This window comes from Streptomyces sp. NPDC088733, assembly GCF_044751185.1.
GTDB lineage: Bacteria > Actinomycetota > Actinomycetes > Streptomycetales > Streptomycetaceae > Actinacidiphila.
In genome coordinates this window covers 592,058-612,753 of the sequence record NZ_JBIVLH010000003.1, presented here as the reverse complement: position 1 = coordinate 612,753, position 20,696 = coordinate 592,058, and the positions used below count along the sequence as shown (strand labels likewise).

Annotated in this window: 21 protein-coding genes; 18 read left to right on the top strand and 3 right to left on the bottom strand. The window is 68.3% G+C overall.

Annotation, left to right across the window (positions count from 1 at the left end; translation table 11 throughout):
* Positions 1-18: 18 nt before the first annotated feature.
* The 3 genes from ACIP64_RS08910 (at position 19) to ACIP64_RS08900 (ending at position 4,796) form a co-directional block, all read left to right on the top strand.
* Complete coding sequence (locus ACIP64_RS08910) at positions 19-2,352, top strand: xanthine dehydrogenase family protein molybdopterin-binding subunit (RefSeq protein WP_401583187.1); 2,334 nt, start codon at positions 19-21, stop codon at positions 2,350-2,352.
* A 135-nt stretch (positions 2,353-2,487) separates the two neighbouring features.
* The gene (locus tag ACIP64_RS08905; RefSeq protein ID WP_401583185.1) at positions 2,488-3,942 is read left to right on the top strand and encodes a PA14 domain-containing protein; all 1,455 of its coding nucleotides are present in this window, start codon (positions 2,488-2,490) and stop codon (positions 3,940-3,942) included.
* A gap of 338 nt (positions 3,943-4,280) precedes the next feature.
* Positions 4,281-4,796 carry a hypothetical protein gene (locus tag ACIP64_RS08900; protein WP_401583183.1) on the top strand — a complete coding sequence of 172 codons (516 nt, stop codon included), beginning with the start codon at positions 4,281-4,283 and terminating at the stop codon, positions 4,794-4,796.
* A gap of 63 nt (positions 4,797-4,859) precedes the next feature.
* Here ACIP64_RS08900 and ACIP64_RS08895 read toward each other — a convergent pair whose 3' ends face one another.
* Positions 4,860-5,111, bottom strand: a complete 252-nt coding sequence (locus ACIP64_RS08895) for a hypothetical protein (protein ID WP_401583182.1) — start codon at positions 5,109-5,111, stop codon at positions 4,860-4,862.
* Between the two features lie 152 nt (positions 5,112-5,263).
* On the opposite strand from ACIP64_RS08895, the gene ACIP64_RS08890 reads away from it, so the two are divergent.
* A complete protein-coding gene (locus ACIP64_RS08890) occupies positions 5,264-7,345 on the top strand; it encodes an ATP-binding protein (RefSeq protein ID WP_401583181.1) in 2,082 nt (693 codons plus the stop codon).
* 93 nt (positions 7,346-7,438) lie between these two features.
* Complete coding sequence (locus ACIP64_RS08885) at positions 7,439-7,891, top strand: GntR family transcriptional regulator (RefSeq protein WP_401583179.1); 453 nt, start codon at positions 7,439-7,441, stop codon at positions 7,889-7,891.
* Here the strand turns inward: ACIP64_RS08885 and ACIP64_RS08880 are convergent.
* Positions 7,879-8,178 (bottom strand): hypothetical protein, encoded by a 300-nt coding sequence (locus ACIP64_RS08880; protein WP_401583231.1) that lies wholly within the window; start codon positions 8,176-8,178, stop codon positions 7,879-7,881. The two genes, ACIP64_RS08885 and ACIP64_RS08880, sit on opposite strands and share 13 nt — an antisense overlap.
* Here ACIP64_RS08880 and ACIP64_RS08875 point away from each other — a divergent pair.
* Positions 8,071-8,790: a phosphotransferase enzyme family protein gene (locus ACIP64_RS08875; RefSeq protein ID WP_401583230.1), complete on the top strand. Its 720-nt coding sequence runs from the start codon at positions 8,071-8,073 to the stop codon at positions 8,788-8,790. The two genes, ACIP64_RS08880 and ACIP64_RS08875, sit on opposite strands and share 108 nt — an antisense overlap.
* A gap of 5 nt (positions 8,791-8,795) precedes the next feature.
* On the opposite strand, the gene ACIP64_RS08870 is transcribed toward ACIP64_RS08875, so the two are convergent.
* Positions 8,796-10,133 (bottom strand): hypothetical protein, encoded by a 1,338-nt coding sequence (locus ACIP64_RS08870; RefSeq protein ID WP_401583178.1) that lies wholly within the window; start codon positions 10,131-10,133, stop codon positions 8,796-8,798.
* Between the two features lie 759 nt (positions 10,134-10,892).
* Between ACIP64_RS08870 and ACIP64_RS08865 the strand changes: the two genes are divergently transcribed.
* From ACIP64_RS08865 to ACIP64_RS08810, 12 genes are all read left to right on the top strand, one after another.
* The gene (locus tag ACIP64_RS08865; RefSeq protein WP_401583229.1) at positions 10,893-11,183 is read left to right on the top strand and encodes a hypothetical protein; all 291 of its coding nucleotides are present in this window, start codon (positions 10,893-10,895) and stop codon (positions 11,181-11,183) included.
* The gene (locus ACIP64_RS08860; RefSeq protein ID WP_401583176.1) at positions 11,180-12,298 is read left to right on the top strand and encodes a conjugal transfer protein; all 1,119 of its coding nucleotides are present in this window, start codon (positions 11,180-11,182) and stop codon (positions 12,296-12,298) included. Before ACIP64_RS08865 ends, ACIP64_RS08860 begins: the two co-directional genes overlap by 4 nt.
* Positions 12,295-12,909 (top strand): GGDEF domain-containing protein, encoded by a 615-nt coding sequence (locus tag ACIP64_RS08855; protein WP_401583174.1) that lies wholly within the window; start codon positions 12,295-12,297, stop codon positions 12,907-12,909. Before ACIP64_RS08860 ends, ACIP64_RS08855 begins: the two co-directional genes overlap by 4 nt.
* Entirely contained in the window at positions 12,906-13,247 is a 342-nt protein-coding gene (locus ACIP64_RS08850; RefSeq protein ID WP_401583173.1) for an RRQRL motif-containing zinc-binding protein, read from the top strand. The genes ACIP64_RS08855 and ACIP64_RS08850 overlap by 4 nt, the downstream gene beginning before the upstream one ends.
* 84 nt (positions 13,248-13,331) lie before the next feature.
* A complete protein-coding gene (locus ACIP64_RS08845; protein WP_401583171.1) occupies positions 13,332-15,563 on the top strand; it encodes a cell division protein FtsK in 2,232 nt (743 codons plus the stop codon).
* 140 nt (positions 15,564-15,703) lie between these two features.
* Complete coding sequence (locus ACIP64_RS08840; protein WP_401583170.1) at positions 15,704-15,955, top strand: hypothetical protein; 252 nt, start codon at positions 15,704-15,706, stop codon at positions 15,953-15,955.
* An 18-nt stretch (positions 15,956-15,973) separates the two neighbouring features.
* A complete protein-coding gene (locus ACIP64_RS08835; RefSeq protein WP_401583168.1) occupies positions 15,974-16,168 on the top strand; it encodes a hypothetical protein in 195 nt (64 codons plus the stop codon).
* Positions 16,169-16,188: 20 nt separating this feature from the next.
* Positions 16,189-16,644 (top strand): hypothetical protein, encoded by a 456-nt coding sequence (locus tag ACIP64_RS08830; protein ID WP_401583166.1) that lies wholly within the window; start codon positions 16,189-16,191, stop codon positions 16,642-16,644.
* Between the two features lie 11 nt (positions 16,645-16,655).
* A complete protein-coding gene (locus ACIP64_RS08825; protein WP_401583165.1) occupies positions 16,656-17,165 on the top strand; it encodes a hypothetical protein in 510 nt (169 codons plus the stop codon).
* 89 nt (positions 17,166-17,254) lie between these two features.
* Positions 17,255-18,172 (top strand): bifunctional DNA primase/polymerase, encoded by a 918-nt coding sequence (locus ACIP64_RS08820; protein WP_401583164.1) that lies wholly within the window; start codon positions 17,255-17,257, stop codon positions 18,170-18,172.
* A 328-nt stretch (positions 18,173-18,500) separates the two neighbouring features.
* Entirely contained in the window at positions 18,501-20,048 is a 1,548-nt protein-coding gene (locus tag ACIP64_RS08815) for a YfjI family protein (RefSeq protein WP_401583227.1), read from the top strand.
* Positions 20,049-20,387: 339 nt separating this feature from the next.
* Positions 20,388-20,615 (top strand): helix-turn-helix domain-containing protein, encoded by a 228-nt coding sequence (locus tag ACIP64_RS08810; protein ID WP_401583162.1) that lies wholly within the window; start codon positions 20,388-20,390, stop codon positions 20,613-20,615.
* Positions 20,616-20,696 lie beyond the last annotated feature (81 nt).

The window sequence follows — 20,696 nt, the reverse complement described above, 5'->3', positions numbered from 1 at the left end:
CAGCGAAAGGTACGCGCGATGACGGGCCCCGACGCCGCGACGGCCACTCCGGCCATGGGCACCCCGGCGGCCGCCGCCGAGACGCCGCCCGCCGACGCGCACCCCCACGGCATCGGCACCTCGCTGCCCGCCGCCGACTCGACCGCCAAGGCCCAGGGCACCTACCCCTACGCCGCCGACCTGTGGGCCGAGGGCCTGCTGTGGGCGGCCGTGCTGCGCTCCCCGCACCCGCACGCGCGCATCGTCTCCATCGACACCGCCGAAGCCGTCGCGATGCCCGGCGTACGGGCCGTGGTGACCCACGAGGACGTGCCCGGCGACGCCATGCACGGCCGCCGCGTCGCCGACCGCCCGGTCTTCGCCAAGGACACCGTCCGGCACCACGGCGAGGCCATCGCCGCCGTGGCCGCCGACCACCCCGACACCGCCCGGCTGGCCGCCGCCGCCATCCAGGTCGAGTACGAGGTGCTGGAACCCGTCATCGACCCCGAACGGGCCTTCTCCGCACCCCCGCTGCACCCTGACGGCAACCTGATCCGGCACATCCCGCTGCAGTTCGGCGACCCGGACGCGGTCGGCGAGGTCGTCGTCGAGGGCCTGTACCGGGTGGGCCGCCAGGACCCCGCCCCCATCGGCGCCGAGGCCGGCCTCGCCGTGCCCCGCCCGGACGGCGGCGTCGAGCTCTACGTCGCCTCCACCGACCCGCACACCGACCGCGACCTGGCCGCCGCCTGCTTCGGCCTGGAGCAGGACCGCGTCAAGGTCGTCGTCACCGGCGTGCCCGGCGCGATGGGCGACCGCGAGGACTCCGGGGTGCAGATCCCGCTCGGGCTGCTCGCGCTGAAGACCGGCTGCCCGGTGAAGTTCGTGGCCACCCGCGAGGAGTCCTTCCTCAGCCACAGCCACCGCCACCCCACACTGCTGCGCTACCGCCACCACGCCGACGCCGAGGGCCGGCTGGTCAAGGTCGAGGCCCAGGTACTGCTGGACGCGGGCGCCTACGCCGACACCTCGTCCGACGCGCTGGCCGCCGCCGTGGCCTTCGCCGCGGGCCCGTACGTCGTCCCGCACGTCTTCGTCGAGGGCTGGGCGGTGCGCACCAACAACCCGCCCTCCGGCCACGTCCGGGGCGAGGGCGCGATGCAGGTCTGCGCGGCCTACGAGGGCCAGATGGACAAGCTCGCCGCCAGACTCGGCCTGGACCCGGCCGAGATCCGCATGCGCAACGTCATGGCCACCGGCGACCTGCTGCCCACCGGGCAGTCCGTCACCTGCCCGGCGCCCGTCGGCGAGCTGCTGAAGGCCGTGCGCGACGCCGACCTGCCGCCGCTGCCCGTGGACGACGACGAGTCCGAGTGGCTGCTCCCCGGCGGCCTGGAGGGCGCCGGCGAACCGGGCGCCGTGCGCCGCGGCGTGGGCTACGCGCTCGGCATGGTGCACATGCTCGGCGCCGAGGGCACCGACGAGGTCTCCACCGCCACCGTGCGCGTCCACGACGGCGCCGCCACCGTCATCTGCGCCGCCGTCGACACCGGCCAGGGCTTCGCCACCCTCGCCCGGCAGATCGTGCAGGAGGTCCTCGGCATCGAGGACGTCCGCGTCCTGCCCTCCGACACCGACCAGCCGCCGGCGGGCGCCGCCGCGCGCGGCCGCCACACCTGGGTGTCCGGCGGCGCCGTCGAACGGGCCGCCAAGATGGTGCGCACCCAGCTCCTCCAGCCGCTCGCCGGGAAGTTCGGCATGTCGGCGGAACTGCTCACCATCGCCGACGGCAAGATCACCAGCTACGACGGGGTGCTCTCCACCACCGTCGAGGAGGAGCTGGCCGGCAAGGAGCTGTGGGCCACCGCGCAGTGCCGTCCGCACCCCACCGACCGGCTCGACGAGACCGGCCAGGGCGACGCCTTCGTGGGCCTGGCGTTCTGCGCCGTGCGCGCGGTGGTCGACGTCGACATCGAACTCGGCGCGGTCCGGGTCGTGGAGATGGCCGTCGCGCAGGACGTCGGCCGCGTCCTCAACCCCGCGCAGCTGCGGGCCCGTATCGAGGCCGGCGTCACCCAGGGCGTCGGCATGGCCCTCATGGAGGACCTGCGCGCCCCGCGCGGCGTCGTCAAGCGGCCCAACCTCACCGGCTACGCCCTGCCCACGGCCCTCGACGCCCCCGCGGTGCGCATCGTCCGCCTCGTCGAGGAGCGCGACGTCCTGGCCCCCTTCGGCGCCAAGGCGGCCAGCGCCGCCCCCGTCGTGGTCTCCCCGGCCGCCGTCGCCGCCGCCGTCCGCGCCGCCACCGGCCGCCCGGTCAGCCGCCTGCCGATCCGCCCCCAGCACGCGGTGGTCCGCCCCCAGGCGTGACCTGCCGCCCGCGTGCGGCGGGCGTCGGCGCCCGGCCTCCGGGCGTTCACGCCGGTGTCCAAGCCGCGCAACCTTTCAGCTGCCTCACGGGTCTTCTCGCCGTACGTCCTTGCCCGCACAGCGAGAAAGGCCCCCGTGCCCCACAAGAGATCCGTCGCCGCCCTGGGCGGCACCCTGTGCGTCGCCGCCCTGGGCGGCACCCTGTGCGTCGCCGCCCTCGGCGGTCTGCTGACCGTCGCCCCGCAGGCGTCGGCCGCCGGTGTCACGTGTGCGACGAACGTCTACAAGCGCACGTTCTACAAGAACACCGCGCTCTCCGGCTCCCCCGCGCGGACGGACTGCGACAGCGCCGTCAGCGAGAGCTGGTCCGGCAGCCCGGCCGCCGGTATGCCGTCGAACAACTTCGGCGTGCGCTGGTCGGTGACGCGTGACTTCGGCTCAGGCGGGCCCTTCACGTTCACCGTCTCCGCCACCGACGGCGTCCGTGTGTACCTGGACGGCGTGCGGAAGATCGACCTGTGGAAGAGCACCGGCGACACCGCCCGCTCCAAGGGCGTCAACCTCACGGTGCCCTCCGGCAAGCACACCTTGCGCGTCGACCATGTGAACTGGACCGGCGCCGCCAAGGTCAAGTTCACCTACGCGCCCCGTACGTCGGCGACGTACGACAGGACGAAGCCGCTCACCCCCACCGGCGTGAAGACCGTGTACAACACCAAGACCCGCAAGACCACCGTCTCCTGGACCGCCAACAAGGAGATGGATCTGGCGAACTACTCCCTCTACCGGCGGCCCGTCACCTCCACCGCCTGGACGCGGGTCACCACGACCACCGCCCGCAGCTGGACCGACCCCCTCGTCAACCCCGACGACCGCACCCCCTACTACTACGAGGTGCGCGCCAAGGACAAGGCGGGCAACACCTCCTCGGGCAGCGCGGACACCGTCGTCCGCCCGCTGCCCGTGGTGACCTCCTTGACCGGTACGTACAGCAGCGCGACCGGCAGGGTCACCCTGAAGTGGCCGCTCAACACCGAGCCGCAGTTCAACCACTACACGGTTCTGAGCAACGACCTGGGGAACCAGGGCTACTACACGTGGGTCCTGCTCGGCACGACCACGCAGAACACGTGGACCACGGGTCCCATCCGGGCCGACGGTGAGTGGCGCCACTACCGTGTCCTCGTCACCAACGACAACGGGACCACTACGTACAGCCCGGCTTCCCTCGACGCCAACGCCGCCAACGAGCTCTGGCTCGGCATCCCCGACGGCATCGCTCCGCAGCAGGCTCCCGAGCTGTCCCTGAGGTCCTGCGCGGGCGGCATCCGCGCGACCGCGACCGACTACACGCCGGCTCCGATCCGTGACTTCGACGGATTGGAGATCGAGCGCCGGACGGCCGGGACGGACACCTGGGCGGTGGTCCTGCACTCGGGGTACGACCCGCGCAGCATCATCGCCACCGCCGGCGTCTGCGACACCCCGGCCGCCGGCAGCGCCTACGAGTACCGGGCCCGCACCTATGACGCGGCCGGCAACTACTCGCCCGCCAGCGACATCCAGACGTTCATTCCCGCCGCCGGCTGACGGCCGGACCTGAGAGCGGAACGGGTGGCACCCCTCAGGGGTGCCACCCGTTCGCCTGCCCGGTCAGGGCGGTGGAGGCCGTGGCGGGAATCGAACCCACGTAACTCGATTTGCAGGTTTGTCCGGGCCGGCCGCGGATCGTTCGGATCCGTTCACCTTGGCACGCCAGGGGGCGCCTGCTCGGCGACTTCGACCTCTGCGAACCGTCGGGAACAGCGTTGGACTGAGAGGAACGAGACGGAAACTGAGACGGAGCAGAGCCAGAAGGTGCCTGCTGATACAAGGGTTGTGGGACTCTGAGGCGTCCACGAACGAAGTGGTCGCGTGGGAGGGGCGCTATGGATGCTGGAACTTCGGCTGTGCTCGCAGGCGGTATCGCTGGGGCCGTGTCGCTGGGCGGCACATGGATCACGTATCGGCAGGCTAAGAGGCAGACGAAATCAGAGGCTCAGCTACAGCTCCGCGAGCCCCGAAAACGAACGTACAGCGACTTCCTGTTGGCTTGCCGTGAGGCGCTCAATGCGCTTGACGACCTCCAGGAGGAAGAGACGCGAGAGGCTGACGGGGGGCGTATCGAGTCCAACATTGACCAGCACTGGCCCGTGTTGCAACGGACGCTTGCGGCGGTGAGCCTGGAAGGTCCCGAGGTGGTCAGTGAGGCGGCGAACAAGACGGTGAAGGCCTTCGGTGACCTGCACCATCAAGCCTTCGCCTGGAATGAGAGTGGGGGAGACGTGCACGACGACGGCCGCCCCGTCGGCTTCAGTAACGACTACACCCACGACATCAGGGTGGCACTGGACCACTACCTGAAGGAAGCGCGAAAGTCCCTTGCCACATCCGCAGACGGGTAAGGCGATGCGGTCGCCAGTGGGTGTCATTGGTCGCTGCTGGACACGCTTCCACGGCTCAGGACGCTAGTCGAGCAAGGTTGATCGTTCACGTACCCGATCGTCCAACTTCCCTGCCGCCAGATCCCGCAGCGCAGATGCGTAGCCAGCCATGACCGCATCGTGCACGAGGTCATGCAAGTCGACGGGGATCGCTTCGTACACGCCGGAGCAGACGTTCTGGGCTGCCTCGTGGGCAGAGCTGTAGTCCACGTCCCGGATCTCGGCTTCCAGGCCGCTCCTGAGGCGAAGCCGTTCTTCCTTGGGGTTGGAGGTCATAGCGATCGCGATACCCCTCGGACTGCCTTGGCAACCGCCCGAGCCGGCAGGGTGAACGTCAGAGGGACTGATACGAGACCACCATGCCCGCAGGTCGCATGCGCGACTCACGCCTACTACCAAGTGTCACTGGTTGTTGACAGGATGACGTTATGCGACGAGTGCACCTGGAAGCGGCGGAAGATCACGTTGAGCGGCTGGCACGGGAACATGATCCGGTCGGGGCCGTCAAGGAACTCATCTGGAACGCCTTGGACGCCGACGCGCGACATGTGCGTGTCGCGATTGAGCAGTCTGACACAGAGAGCGTAGACAAGATCGTCGTCACTGACGACGGAACGGGCATTACTCCCGAAGCCTGTGAGGCCACCTTTGACAAGATCGGTGGTTCCTGGAAAAAGGGCGCGCGTGTCTCTCAAGAACTTGGAAGGCCCCTGCATGGCAAGGCTGGGCATGGACGGCTACGTGCTTTTGCTCTGGGTGCTTTCATTCGGTGGACAACTGTTGCTGACGGTATCGACGGACGCCAGAAGACGGTCATCTCCGCTCACAACGCTTCCAGAAATGACTTTCAGATCGGCGATCCGCAAGCGACCACTGAGGATCGGGGAACGGTTGTAGAGGCTTGGGGGCGCCAGTCTTCGGTTCTGAATAGGCTGACAGTAGAGCGGGCACGCACTCAGCTAACGACCGAATTTGCTCCCTACCTGGCCATGTATCCAGATGTGGTGATCGAATTCAATGGCGAGAGGATCGACCCGCAGGCGGCCATACAGAAAGAGACGCCATATGACCTTGAATTTGTTCATGGTGATCAGCGAGAAACTGCAATCCTGCGTATCATCGAGTGGGATATGCGAGTTGATCGCGAACTGCACCTGTGTGATGCGGGTGGCGTGACTGTTGACATCACCGAAGTGCGAATTCAAGCACCGGGTTTTGATTTCACGGCTTACGTGTTGTGGCGCGGGATGCCGGACCATTCTGGCGAATTCTTGTTGGGGGAGGCCTCCGACGGTCCGATTGCGGCACTTCTTGCTGTTACTCGGCAGAAGTTGCGAGACCACTTCAAGGTGCGCGCAGTTGAACGCCGTCACGAGATCGTTGACAAGTGGAAGGATGGTGGCCTCTACCCTTACCATGAGGAGCCAGAAACTGAGGCTGAAAAGGTCGAACGGGAGACCTTTGACATCATTGCTACAACTGTGCATCGCCATATGCCTAGGCCAGCCAAGCATCAAAGGGCGACTTTGGCATTGTTGCGGGAGTCGGTAAAGCATCAGCCTGGCCATGTGAATCGGATCCTAGACGAAATCTTCCGATTGAGTTCGGATGACAAGTCCGAGCTGGATCGACTCCTTAATCGGACCAGCCTCTCAAGTATCATCAAGGCGTCGAGTAGCGTGGCTGACCGCCTCGATTTCCTTGCAGCTCTGTCGCACATGGTTTTTGACGCCGAAGCGAAAAAGCTTGTCAAGGAGAGGACGGAGCTTCACAAGATTCTGGAAAATGAAACTTGGGTATTTGGTGAACACTACCAGCTTCTTGTGAGTGATAGGTCGCTCGATCAAGTACTCAGTCGACACTTGGAGGTTCTGGGAAGGAGCGTGCCAGCCCCCGCGCCCGTCCGCAGGGAAGACGGGTCCGTGGGCATCGTGGATCTCATGCTTTCCAGGTCTCGAAAGGAACATGATCGGCGTCAGCACCTGGTCGTAGAACTCAAGGCGCCTAAAGTCAAGGTGACTGGCAAGGAGTTGGAGCAGATTAAGAGCTATGCTCTGGCCGTCAGTGAGGACCCTCAGTTTGCGGACGTACGCGTTGAGTGGGACTTCTGGCTAGTCACATCGGAAATGAACAAGATGGTTCGCGCTGAAACGCGACAGAAGGACAAGCCGCGCGGGTGTGCGTGGGATCTGTCAGAGGGAGAGGCTTCGATCCGGGTTTGGGTGAAAACCTGGTCCGACTTGATCGAAGAGAGTAAAGGTCGCCTGCAATACTTCAGGGAGCATTTCGATCACGATCCCTCGGTTGAACAGGCTATGGAGTATTTGAGGCACGTTCACGCCCAATACGCGCCGGAGGCGCTCGTGGTGCCGCCGCGCGATGCACTTGACGATGCCGATCTATCTAACGGAATCGTGTTGAATGGGGAGCTATCCGTAAATGGAGAAGCATCACCCATTATTGGGGCGTCAGTCGATACCGACGAAGCGGAAACCGCCGGCAGTCAGTAGAAAGTGCGCCCAGAGTGAGGGCCCGTCGTCCGGATCCGGCGCGACCATGGGAACCTTGACATCGAGTGATGGAGCGACGCGAGGGGAGAAAAGGTGCCGGAGGCCAGTCCGCGAGGTACGTACCTGGAGGTCTCGGAGTCTCTTCGCGAGAAGATCAAGGCGGGAAGGATCACGGAGGCCTTGCCGTCTCAGTCGGCTCTCGTGAGCGAGTACGGCGTGAGCCGCAGCACCATCGAGCGGTCGCTTGCCGCGCTTAAAGCCGAGGGCGTGATCGAGTCCGTACAGGGTGCCGGCTGGTTCGTAGCGGGAACCGGCGACCGCCGCCCATTGGTCGAGAAGGTGTCTGACCTATTGCGCGCCGACGGGGTTAGGGTTGGCGATCGCTTTCCGACCGAAAAAGAGCTGTGCGAGCGGTTCGGAGCCTCCCGGACTGCTGTCCGCTCCGCCATTGCGCAGATGGAGGGGCAGGGGCTTATTGGGAAGGGCGCCGCGCGAGGGCGGGAAGTGCGTGCGTTGCCATCCGGACGGGAGACTCAGACGGCATGATGACGACGGAACGCGCCGAGTTCGACGCCGATGCCGCGGCCGCGATCCTTCGTAAAGCGTGCGAGGTCGCAGATGTAGACCCGGATGGAATCGAGTTGGTGAGGTTCGGTGACCATGCGGTGTTCCGCGCGGACGCCGGCCGTATCGTCTGCCGGGTCGGCCGTAGTCCCGATCGGCTCATCTCCGTTCGGCAGGAAGTGGCAGTAGCGGAATGGCTCGCGGCCGAAAGATATCCGGCGGCGCGACTCGTTGCGACGGCCGACCAACCGGTTGTCGTTCAGGGTCACCCGGTGACCTTCTGGGAGGGTCTGTCCAGCGGAGATATATACGCGAGTACGGGAGAAATGGGCGCGCTACTGCGGCGGTTGCACGATTTGGAGCCGCCACCCTTTTCGCTTCGGCCACTTGAGCCCTTCGACAAGGTTGCGCAGCGTTTGAGGCGTGCTGCCATTCCGGACACTACCCGCGCTTTTCTCCAATCCATGGCCGACGATTTGGTGGCGGAGTACAGCCGTCTCCGGTTCGCACTTCCGTTGGGTCATCTGCATGGCGACTTCAACGTGGGAAACGTCCTGCGTGACGGGGGTGGCCGCCCCAAGGTCATCGACCTGGACGGGTTCGTCACGGGTCCCCGAGAGTGGGACCTTATGCAGACTGCCATGTACTACGACAGCTTCGGCTGGCACACGGAAGCCGAGTATGCCGATTTTGTCGCTGGGTACGGGTTCGATGTACGGGGATGGCCCGGGTACACAGTTCTACGAAGTATCCGCGAATTGCTAATGGTCGCGTGGCTTTCTCAGAATGCCGGCACTGATCCACGCGCGGCTGAGGAAGTTGAGAAGCGGGTGCAAAGCCTGCGTTCGGGTGGGTCTCGTCGGGACTGGGCGCCGTTCTAGAAACGTCACGCCTGTTGCCAGAGGCGGAAGCTACGGGCCTGTTCCTCGAACGCGCAGAACTCTGTGGCCCGCCTCATCCCGCCCGTGACGCGTCCCTGGAATTCCCGCACGTACTGGATGCAGCGGGCAGACTTCAACCCCTCGCCGAGTTCTAGTGCGCTTAGTGCGATATCGAACCCACGGCCGATCTCACCTTGATTAATGTACGCCTCAGCCTGAACCATCGTTGCGAAGAAGTCGCTTCGGTTGTTCAGACCGTCTCCGAAGATGGAGCCCCCACCCCGCTGCGCAGCTTCGACGGAGCGCCCGAGGTCACGGAAGCAGTGGCCTATCTCGGCTGCAAGCTCAACTTCGTCGAAGTACGCAATATACGGCGGGTCGCTGTCGGTCGTCCGTTGACTGAGCTTGCGTTCCGCCTCCGCAAGGGCGAGGTCACAGCCCCGCTCATCCCCGAGTCGGGCCAGTGCTCGTGCCTCCATCGCCCGGAACTGTGCGGCCATGGTCGGCCCCAGCGCTGGGCCCGGTCCGGTGTAAGCGGCACGGGCGAGCGTCGCAGCGTCCTGGTATCGCCCTAGGAAGGTGGCCTGATGGCTCATGGCGGACAGGATGCTTCCGCCTAGAAGCCTGTCACCGGCCGCTTGCGTCATGCGTAACGCCTGTATGAGATACCGCTGAGCGATGCCGTGAAGTCCGCTGTCGTACGACATCCAACCGGCGAGTAGGAGGGTTTCCGCCACGGCTGAGTGCAGTTGCCTGCCCACGTCATCGGAGTACTTACCATCGAGCATCGGCCGGACGTCCGTGTGTAGGTACTGAATTAGCGCCCGTCGGGCATGGCCACCGCCGAACTTGCCGTCGAGCATGCTGAAGGCGTCGGCTGTCGAGCGCACCATGTCCACGTCCACTGCGCCGACTGCCCAGTTGCCCGTCCGCGTCAGCTCTCCGTCCGGAGGGGCCACGATCCAGCGGAGGGACGCGGCGTTCCAAGCCGCAGAATCCGGCAGTGCCCGAACCAGCATCTCAGCGTTGGCAAGGTCGGCACGCCAGAGGTCGGTCACGGTCCTGGCCGTGCTCTCCGGCGTGTCCGCGAAGTCAAGTCCCAACTCCGGCTGCACGGCGGACACTGCCGCGTCGCCCATCCCGATGTCATCGATCGTGAGGCGACGTCCCACCTTGCGTCCGATCGCGTCGGCGATGAACTGCGGCATGTTGCCGCGTGGGATGGAGCCCTTGAGCCACCTGGTCACGTACGTGTGGTCACAGGTGACGTCCTCGCTTGACTGAGCGGCAGCGGTGATCACCGCACGAGCAAGGGACTTGTGGGAGAAGTCGGCTTCCTGCATGAGCGCGGCCAGTCTGGCGTTCCGGTCTGCCATCGAACCCCCAGAGAGCGTTCGTAGTACCAGCTTGACTCATCGTCACTCTACGCAGGTCAGGGCCACGGTGCAGAGGGATTGCACGGAGGAGTGCACGAGTGCACCCCCAAGTACACGCTCCCGAAGCCCTCATTTTCTGGCGACAGTTGAACCACCACCGCACGGGAGGGCCGGCGGGTCCGAGTCGAAAGCCACGGGTTGACGGCGCGGAATCCATCTGCCAACGTGAGTGGTAGGTAATACACACCACGCAGCGATGCGGGGCGTGTACGTCGTCCGTGCAGCGCCCGGAGGGCCCTCGAAAGGGGTTCGAAGGAAGCGTCGGTTCTTTGAGAACTCAACAGAGTGTTGTGAGTTTGGCGGGGCTTGCCCCGCCGCCCGTGACGGCCGGGTTATGACCGTCGGCGACCGGTTCCGGTGCCCCGTTGGGCGGCTGGTTGGTGGTCGTTCTGCTGGCACCGAGCAGTGCGAACAGGGTGCCCCGACAGTTCGAGGGTCGGGACCGGTAGGCCGTGGCGACGGCATCCGGTGAAGTCCTCGACTCCGCTTCGACAGCCCCGGCAACCAGCCGTGAAGGGCGCGGAATCAGATTCCGCCCGGGGCGCTTGGCCCGCCGCTTCCTACGGCGTTGGCCCTCAGCCCGGTGCGGCGCATTCCCGGACAAGGACAACGCGCCGCTTTCGGTCTCCCTACCCGACGTAGTCAGAGGAGAGATCCACCATGCGAATGCGCACTTTCGTCGCCGGCCAGGAAGCGCACGGTGACTTCGAGTTCGCGGAACTGGCGCTCGGTATCGACGTCGACCTGTTCCGGGGCCCGCTGGAGTCCGAGACGGACGACGACCGGGCGGCCCGTGAGGATGTGGCCCGTCACGTGCTCGCTGACCTGCGGGCGGAGGCGGAGGCCGGCGACGAGATCGCTGGTTGGGACGCCCTGTACGCCGACGCGCTGACCCGCACGGTGCCGTTTCTGCGCGCCGCCCGCGGCTACCGGCCGGGAGCGGGGGAAGCGGCATGAACGAGACCCGCAACCCCCTGAGCAAGGTTCAGATCGGCGTGTTGACGGCCGCGTTCGTTCCCATGCTCGCCACGGGCGTGGTCGGCGGCATCGGCACGTACAGCAATATCGGTCATGCCTACGGCACGGGGACCGCGCTCGGTGCGCTCGGTGCCGGTGAGGGCGCCACGGCCGTGCTTGCCCTGGTCCTGCTGGGACTGACCATGCTGGGCCAGTCCTCGCCGCGCGTCGTGCGGGCGGGGCTGTGGGCGCTGCCGGCCGCCGCCGCCGTCATGGGCGCCATGGCCGCGCCGGACCCTGGCCGCACGGTCGTCTACGCACTGACCCCGATGGGGATGTCCGTCTCGGCTGAGGGCATGGCGTTCCTCGCCCGCCGGATCGTGGTCCACACCGACGGCCGCGACGCAGAGAACGAGCGACGCACGGCCGACATCGTGCAGGCCCTCGCCTACCACCGCGCGCGTGCCGCCCACCATCCGGTGGACCGGGTGCGGAAGCGCTCGGATCGGGCGTCGTGGCGTCTGGCCCGCAAGGTCGGGGTCGGGGACGCCGCGCTCGGATCGAGGCTGCTGGATGTCCAGCGCGATCGGATCACCGACGGCGCGGACGCGGCCCTCGCCTCGATGTTCGGAAGCGCCACCCCGATCTCTCCGGCAGTCACAAATATGGAGAAATCGTCGGGAAGTAGTCGAGAACGGTCTACCTTTGACCTGCGGGGATCGAGCACTCCCACGGTCGTCCTGTCACGGCTTGCGGTGCCCGACCCGGTGCCGGTCGATCTCGGCAAGTCGGGTACTGGCATGAAGCCGATGCCCGCCGTCGTTTCGACGGTGAAGCCGGTCCCGATTGCGCCGGCGCCCGCTCGTCCGGTTCCGGCCGCGTCGACCGGCCCGCGTCGGGCGACGGGCCGTGTCCCGGCCTCCGCGAAATCGGCCCGTACCCGCCGTACTCCCGAACAGCTCATGGTGGAAGCGCGGAAGGCGACGGCCGGTCTCCCGGACGCTCAGGTGACCGGGGAGGGTATCCGCCGGGCCCTGCGCACCTCGCCCGCCAACGCCCGCATGCTGCGTGACGCCCTGCTCGCCGAACGCGCCGCCGGGGCGGTGGCGCCGTGAGCAGCCTCACCGCGCTGTTACCGGTCGTGCCTGCTCTCGGGTGGGCAGTTCACGCTCGGTGGTTGCACGGACGGTTGACCACGGCCCGCCGTGACCCGCTGACCGGTCTGTGGACGCGGGAGGCGTTCACTCGGCGGGCCCGCCGGCGGCTGCGCGACCCGCGCGCCGTGGTGGTGCTGGCGGACGTCGACCACTTCAAGCAGGTCAACGACACCCACGGCCATGCGGCCGGTGACGTGCTGCTCGCCACGGTCGCCTCCCGTCTCGCCCACGGCACCACCCCCGGCGGTGTCGTGGGGCGGCTCGGCGGGGACGAATTCGCCGCCGTCGTCATCGACCGCGACGGCACGATGCCGGATCGGCTGCACATCCTCGCCCGCGTCCTGGCCCGGCCGGTCGACACCGCCCCCGCAGTGCACACCACGGTGTCGCTGGGGTGGGTACGGGCCGCCGACCATCCGGGCGAGGATCTGTCAGCGCTGCTGCGCCGCGCTGATGAAGCCATGTACGCGGCGAAGCGCTCGGGGCGTTCTGGTCCTCGCCGGGCCCGTCTCGGGCGGCTGCTGGGGTCGGTGGCCGGTCGTCGTCCGGGACGGCGCGGCGCGGCATGAGCACGCTGCCGGTCTTCCGGTGGCACCTCGCCCCGGACGGCTACGCCACCCGTCGTCAACTGCGGGCCCGCGACCTGCGCCCTGGTGGTCAGGGCGTCGCTGCCGAGCTCGAACGTCCCCGGAGGCGGGGCCGCCCGCCTCTGGTTGCCTACCTGTACCGCATCGACCTCGCCAAACCGGTCCGGCCGATGACCCCGGCGCGGTGGGCGGCGCTTGGCAAAGCCAACGCGGCCCGCCGCCGGTGTCCCGTGTGCCTGCGGGATGCCGGATACGTCATCCCGCCCACGCTCGGAACCTGCGTGACCTGCTCCTATCCCGAAGAACAGCGCGTCGCTTGAACCGTCCTGAACCCCGGGTCCGGCCGCCCGACCTTCCACAGCAAGCCGGCCGGACCCTTCGACTCCCAATGGAGTAGGTACATCGTGACTGAGTCCACCACGTTCACGCCCGCCGGGGACCCGGAGGGCACCGAACGGCCGACGGCAGACGTGCTGCCGTTCCCGCTGAAGAAGACGACCACCCCCGCCCCGGCCGCGCCGGGCGAGGGTGTGGTGAAGCCGGGGGAGTGGGAGGCCGAACTCCCCGACACCGACGACCCGGAGGCCGACGGCCTGTCGGAGGGGGCGCCGGTCGACCCACCGCGTGAGGTCTACCCGCCGTCGGTGGCGGAGTGGATGCAGGCCAAGGACAAGGCCCGGTTGCCGGTGCTGCCGGACTGGGTGAAACTGCCTGACCAGCGCACGGCCGTCCGCAAGTGGGCCATCCGGCACTACTCCGCCGTGGCCGGCTACCACGCGATCCGGCTGCCGCTGGTCTACACGCCGAAGATCTGCATGTACTCGCCGCGCGGCGCGTGGCGGTGGTCGACTGCGATCGGCCGGTGGGTGTTCGACGCGGAGGGCAAGACGCTTCGGCTCGCCTCTGTCGCCAACGAGGACGCGGCCGAGTACCTGAAGCTGTCGCGGCAGCGTAACGACCGTGTCCGGCTGCGGGGAATCGTGGCCACGATCGGCGGTTTCATCGGGCTGGCCGCCGCGCTGACCCTGTACGTCATGGCGCCGTCGTGGCTGCTCATGCTGGCCGTGGCGACGCTGACCACCACCCTCGGTGCGGCCGGGGCGCCGGCCGACCGGCCGCTGATCGACATGGCCAAGGTCACGTTCCGCAAGCGGCGACTGTCCTCCGACATCGTCATCCGAGCCCATGAGGCATCCGGGCTGACCACCAAGGATCAGACCATCGCGTTCCCCCGGCCGATCGGCCGGGACGGCGACGGGTGGCGCGTGGTGGTGGACCTGCCGTACGGCAAGACGTTCGAGGACGCCGTGAAGGCTCACGCCCGTCTCGCCTCCGGTATGGACATCGCCCCGACCCAACTCTTCCTGGACAAGGACGAGACGAGCGGGCGGCGGGTGTCGTACTGGATCGCCGACCGTGACCCGCTCGCCGTCCCGTCGGGCAAGTCGCCGCTGCTGGGGGCCACGCGGGTGGACTTCTGGAAGCCCTTCCCGTGGGGTGTCGATGAGCGGGGCAACCCGGTCATGGCCACGATGCTGTGGCTGTCGCTGCTGGTCGGCGCCGTTCCGCGGCAGGGCAAGACGTTCTCCGCCCGCACGATCGCGCTGGCCGCCGCGTTGGACCCGTACGTGCGGCTGTACGTGTTCGACGGCAAGGCGTCGCCGGACTGGCGCATGTTCGCCAAGGTCGCGCACCGCATCGGGTTCGGGATCGTGCCGAAGAACGGGGTCGACCCGGTTCAGCACCTACTGACCTCGCTGCGGGAGCTGAAGGCGGACGTCGAGGACCGGTACCACCGGCTGTCGGAACTGCCGCTGCACGTCTGCCCGGAGGGCAAGCTCACCCCGGAGATCAGCCGGGACAAGAAGCTGAACATGCCGCTCACGCTGTTCGTGGTGGACGAGGTGCAGGAGTACCTGACCCACCCCGAGCACGGCAAGGAGATCTTGTCCCTGATGGTCTACCTCGCCCGCGTAGCCCCGGCGGTCGGCGTCTCGGTGATGACCGCGACGCAGAAGCCGGACGACAAGGCATGCCCGTCGGAGCTGCGTGACCAGCATCAGGCCCGGTTCGCCCTGCGGGTCGGCGCCTACCAGGTCTCGGACACCATCCTCGGTGCCGGGTCGTACTCGGAAGGGCTGGACGCGTCCAAACTGCTCAAGTCGCACAAGGGCGTGGGCCTGCTCAAGGGCATGTCCGACGACTCCGGGATCGTGCGCACCTACCTCGCCGACGGCCGCGACGCCGACCGCATCCTGACCCGCGCCGCCGCCCTGCGCGAGGCCGAAGGGACGCTGTCCGGCGATGCGGCCGGCGAGGCCCCGGCCCCGGAGACGTCCGCGACGATCCTTGACGATGTCGCGGCCGTGCTCGGCAAGGGCGAGGCCAAGGTGTGGTCCGAGACCATCGTGGACCGCCTTGCCGACCTGCGCCCGGACGTCTACGGCCCGTGGGCGGAGCTGGAGTCCAAGCCCAAGGCCGAAGCGCTCACCGCCGCGCTCAAGCCGTTCGGTATCGGCACCGTGCAGATCAGCCGACGCATCGACGGCGAGGGACAGGTCAACAAGCGCGGCATCAAGCGGGACGACATCGCCACCGCAATTACGGAGCGCAACCGGAAGAGGGACGCCGGATAGGTCTCGCAGCGTGCTACCGGTAGCGGCAGACGTCGCTACCGGTAGCAACCCTGCTAGCGACCCAAACGGGCCCTGATCAGGTCGCTAGCGCGTAGCGGCCGACCTGCGGAAACCCCCTCCAAACCCCCTGAGAGGCCCTGATGAGCCTTGCAGTCCTCGCTACCGCCTTCCTGTTGATCGTCACGTTCTGTTACGTCGTCAAGTGCTGGCTCAGCCCGTTCGGGGACTGCCGCCGGTGCGGCGGCATGGGCCACGCCCTCACCACCGACCGCAAGGGCAAGACCAAGCGCGGCAAGGACTGCCGCCGCTGCCACGCCACCGGCAAGCGCATACGCGTCGGCCGCTGGATCTACAACCGCGCCGCGCGCACCTACCGCGCCGGCACCCGCTGACCCCGCCCGGGAGGCTCCGTGACCCTCACCATCCCGCTCGTTCTGCTGCTCGCCGTCGTTGTCGGCCTGCTACTGCGCTTCAAGGCCGTCGGCGCCGGCGCGGTGGTCGTCGTCGCCCTGTTCGGGTTCTACCTCGCCCACACCGGCGCGGCCGACACCGTCAACCAGCTCGTCACCGCCCTCACCGACGCCCTACCCGGCATCAGCCGCTGACAGCAAGGGAGACCAGCACCGTGAACGAACCCATCGCGTACGGGCACCAGACGGCGGCCGTGGAAGTCCACACCCCCACCCCGCTCACCCCCGCGCACACCGCCCCGCTCATGCCCATGCAGCCGGGCACCATCCCGTCCGTGGCGAGCGTCATCCTGCCCGACGGCCGCGTCGTCACTGGCTACGCCATCGAACCCGCCAAGCCCGAACCCGTCGTCGCCAAGCCGGCCGTCTCCCGCGCGGCGGTGAACGTCGCCCTCGGGGGCGTCGGATTCCTCGCCGTGTGCGGCGGACTGCTGCTGCTCACGTCGTTCATCGCTGCTCTGACCGCGCTTGTGACGCAGCTCGTCATCCTCGCCGCCGTCATCTTCGGCGGCTGGATCGCCGTGCAGGTCTTCAGTGCGAGCGGCAAACGGGACGGGACCACGGTCAACATCCGCAAGGCAGTCATCAAGCGCAACAAGTTCTACGGCTGACAGGAGTCCCCGTGTTCGAGATCCGTGTCATCTGCGACCCCGCCGACACTGACCGCGTCACCACCGCACTGACCACCACGTTCGCCACCGGCGACGTGCGCCGGTACCCGACCCGAGACGGCGAGCGCGCCCGCCTCTACCTCACCGCTGACCACCGTCCTGAACTGGGCCCGTGGCCCACGCCGGAAGAGGCGTACGCGCTCGCCCCGAGCATCGTCCGCGAGATCGGATGGACCGCCGGAACGGTCGCCGACAAGCCGTTCGGCGAGGACTTGGACCGGGAGTACTGGCTCCGCAAGGCCGCGCTGCTGGACCGCATCGCGCTGCGCGACGAACAGCACGGCGAGAGCGGCGACGCCGCCGAGGTGGCCACGGAGGCGGCCCGTCGGCTCATCGCGTACGACCGGGACGGCGAGGGCGACGACCACGGCGCCCGGTACTGGCCGGAGCGCCCGCAGGCCACCGCCGACCCGCGCGACTACGTCCGCCAGGAATACGCCCGCTGGGCCAAGAACCACTAGCTGCGCCCGAGGGCGGCGGCTCCCGGACAAGGACAACCCGCCGCCCCCGGTCTCCCTATCCCGACGTAGCAGAACAGGAGACCTACAGCATGACACCTGACTGCAGGGCCCGGCGCCCCGCCGATGTGGATACCGCGGACGGGAGCCACCTGCGCACTGCCCTCGCCCTCGCGGCGGCAGGCGTCCCGGTCCTGCCTCTACGGCAAGGCAAGGTCCCGTTCGGCAACTGCCGTTCCTGCAAGGGAAACGCCTGCGGCGGGCGGCCCAACATGAAGACGGCGGGCCCGTGCCGGTGCCCGGCGCCGTGCCACGCGTGGGCCGCCGCCACCACCGATCCGCACGTCCTCAACTCGCCCGTGTGGGCGCCGGTGTGGCGCGAGGCCGTGGCGGTCGCCTACCACCCCGGCGGGGCCGGGCTGACCGTGGTCGACCTCGACAACGCGGCGGCCGTCGCATGGGCCCGCGAGACCCTGCCCGCCACCCGCACCGTGCCGACGACACGGGGTGAGCACTGGCTCTACCGGGGCGCCATGCCGTCGTCCAACGCGGTCCGGCCGAGCGTCGACATCAAATCCGCCATGTCCTACGCCCGCTGGCTCGGACCCGGAACCGGCCGTATCGCGGTTCTCCCGGCGGCCGTGCGCGCCCTGCTGGAGAAGGAAGACACCACCCCCGCCCCCGGGGAGGTGGCATCTTCGCTCCCCGGCCGCGCCACGTGGTCGCGGCAGGTGGCCACCGGGTGCCGCCACACCGAGCGCTACGTCCGCACCGGCCTCGAACGCGGCCTCGCCCTCGTCCGGGCCCGCACCGAATCCGGCGCCGGATCACAGGCGTTCGGCGTCGCCCGGTTCATCGCCGCACAACACACCGGGTGCCCGGGACCGTGCGGACTCGCCGCGATCGGCGAGGAAATCGTGACGGCCGCCGCCTCGGTAGGCGTCCCGGATGCCTACGCCCGCCGCGCGGTCGCCAACGGCCTTGAGACGGCTGTGGGGCACGCGCCATGAAAGCATTCCGAACCAGCCCGAACAGCCCTCAGGGCGCCGTACAGGGCCCGCCACGGCCTGCCGTCGGCGAACCGAAGGTCGCCGCCCGCAAGGGCGTCCTTTCTGCCGTTGGTTCTGACCCGCAGACGGTCACCGTCACCGGCATCACGCCGGGGCTTGAGATCCAGTGCGAGGGCGTACCGGTCGCGGACTGGATCTGTGCCTGCGGGCATCACGAACGCGCCCGGGGCCGGGCCGCCGTGGCCAGGCTGACGGCCCGCGTCCGTGTCGGAGTCTGCCCCCACACCGCCACCGCCGAAGGGAGGGAGGCCGCATGAATCCACAACCTGTGGACAGTCCCGACCTGTGGGCCGGACTGCCCACCCTGACAGAACCGCCCGGCGAGGACGATACGGCGCAAGAGGTGTGGGAGGACCCTATTCCCCTCACCGGTCGTCGTGAGCGTCCTCCGTTCCCCGCCCACGTTCTCCCTGCCTGGTTGGGGGAGTTCGTGGCGGCAGTCGCGGAAGAGACACAGACCCCGGTGGACCTCGCCGGTTCGGTCGCCCTCGCCGTGCTCGCCACGGCGGCCGGCGGCCGGTCGGTGGTCCACGTGCGTGGCAACTGGCGGGAGCCAACCAATCTGTTCACGGTCGTCGCGCTCCCGCCCGCTAACCGAAAGTCCGCCGTATTCGCGTTGCTGACCAACCCCCTCTATGAGGCGGAGAAACAGCTCAAGACTGCGATGAAGCCCGTGATCGTGGAGGCGGAGCTGACGGCGAGGCTCGCCAAGGAAGCGGCTGACAAGGCCGCCGCCAAGGCCGCGTCCGCCGACGGTGACAAGCGCGATGACATGGTGGCCACCGCCGTGGGCCTCGCGCAGACCGCGGACACCCTCACCGTCCCCGCCGAACCGGTCCTGTTGGCGGACGACTCGACGCCCGAGACGGTCACCTCGCTCATGGCCGAACAGGGCGGCCGGCTGTCGGTGATGAGCGCGGAAGGCGGCATCTTCGACATCATCGCCGGCCGCTACTCCGGCGCCCCCAACATGGAAGTCTTCCTGAAAGGGCATGCCGGGGACCGGCTGAGGGTGAACCGGCAGACCCGCCGCGAGTACATCGACGCCCCCGCACTGACGATCGGCCTCGCCGTGCAGCCGGACGTCCTGCGGGACATCGGCAAGGTGAAAGGGTTCGAGGGACGCGGACTGCTGGCCCGCTTCCTGTACTCCCTGCCGGTATCCACGGTCGGCGACCGCGAGATCATCACCGACCCGGTCCCCGAACAGACAGCCGCCACCTACATCGCCCGGGTCATCGACCTCACCCTGTCCCTGGCGGAGTGGACCGACCCGGCCGTCATCCAGCTCACCCCCGAAGCGGATGCGGCCCTGATCGCCTACCAACAGCGCATCGAACCGCAGCTCAAGGCACGCGGCGGCACGCTGGGCCACATCTCCAACTGGGCCGGAAAGCTCGCCGGAGCAACCGCCCGCATGGCCGCGCTGCTGCACCTGGCCGAACACGGCGGCAACGGCTACGCCCACCCCGTTACCGACGCCACCATGGGCGCGGCCATCGAACTGGGGGAGTACTACACCGCCCACGCCCTCGCCGTGTTCGACGTCATGGGCGCCGACCCGGTCCTTTCCCGCGCCCGCAGCGTCCTGGAAGCGCTGAGGGACAACCGGTGGGAGGACGTCAGCCGCCGGGACGTCTTCAGCGTCCTGTCCCGCAGCGAGGTGCCCACCATCGCCGACCTCGAACCCGCCCTCGCCCTGCTGGAAGACCACGGATACCTGCGGTCCTACCAACCCGAGCGCACCGGCAAGCGCGGACGCCCACCGGCACCCCGCCTACTGGCCCACCCCGCCCTGCACCACGGCGGCGGGTGACCCCGTTCCGCCCCCAACCCCTCCCGCACAAACCGCAAAATCCGCAATAAAGCCAGGACCCCCCGCTGACCTGCGACGGAGCCCCACCCGGACCCCGGACGGGGCCCCGTCGCACAATCCCGCGATATTCCGCAAAAATCCGAGCCCCACCCCGCCCGCCGGGACCGGCCGCCGGCCGCTCCTGAATTTTGCGGAATATTGCGGGTTTCTGCGGAGCACCCCCGCCTGCCACCCGCACGCCGCAACATCGCAGGTCAACGGCCTACACCGGGTTTTCTGCGGATTTTGCGGTTTGTGCGGCGGCATCTGCCCGTGAACTCAGCCTCACAGGAGTGAGACGTGGACGAACCGACGACCTTCCCCCTCCCCCCCGCCGATGACCCGACCCTTGTCCTCCTCACCGTCGAGGAGGCTGCCCGCCGCCTCCGCATTGGCCGGACGACGTGCTACGCGCTCATCCGCACCGGAGAGCTGGAGTCCGTACCCGTCGGCCGTCTCCGCCGCGTCCCCGCCGACGCCCCGGCCGCCTACGTCACCCGTCTCCGCACCGCCCAACGCGCCGCCTGACGACGCCCGGGGCGGCGGCACTCCCGGACAAGGACAACCCGCCGCCCCGGTACCCATCCCGACACCAAGAACAGGAGCCTG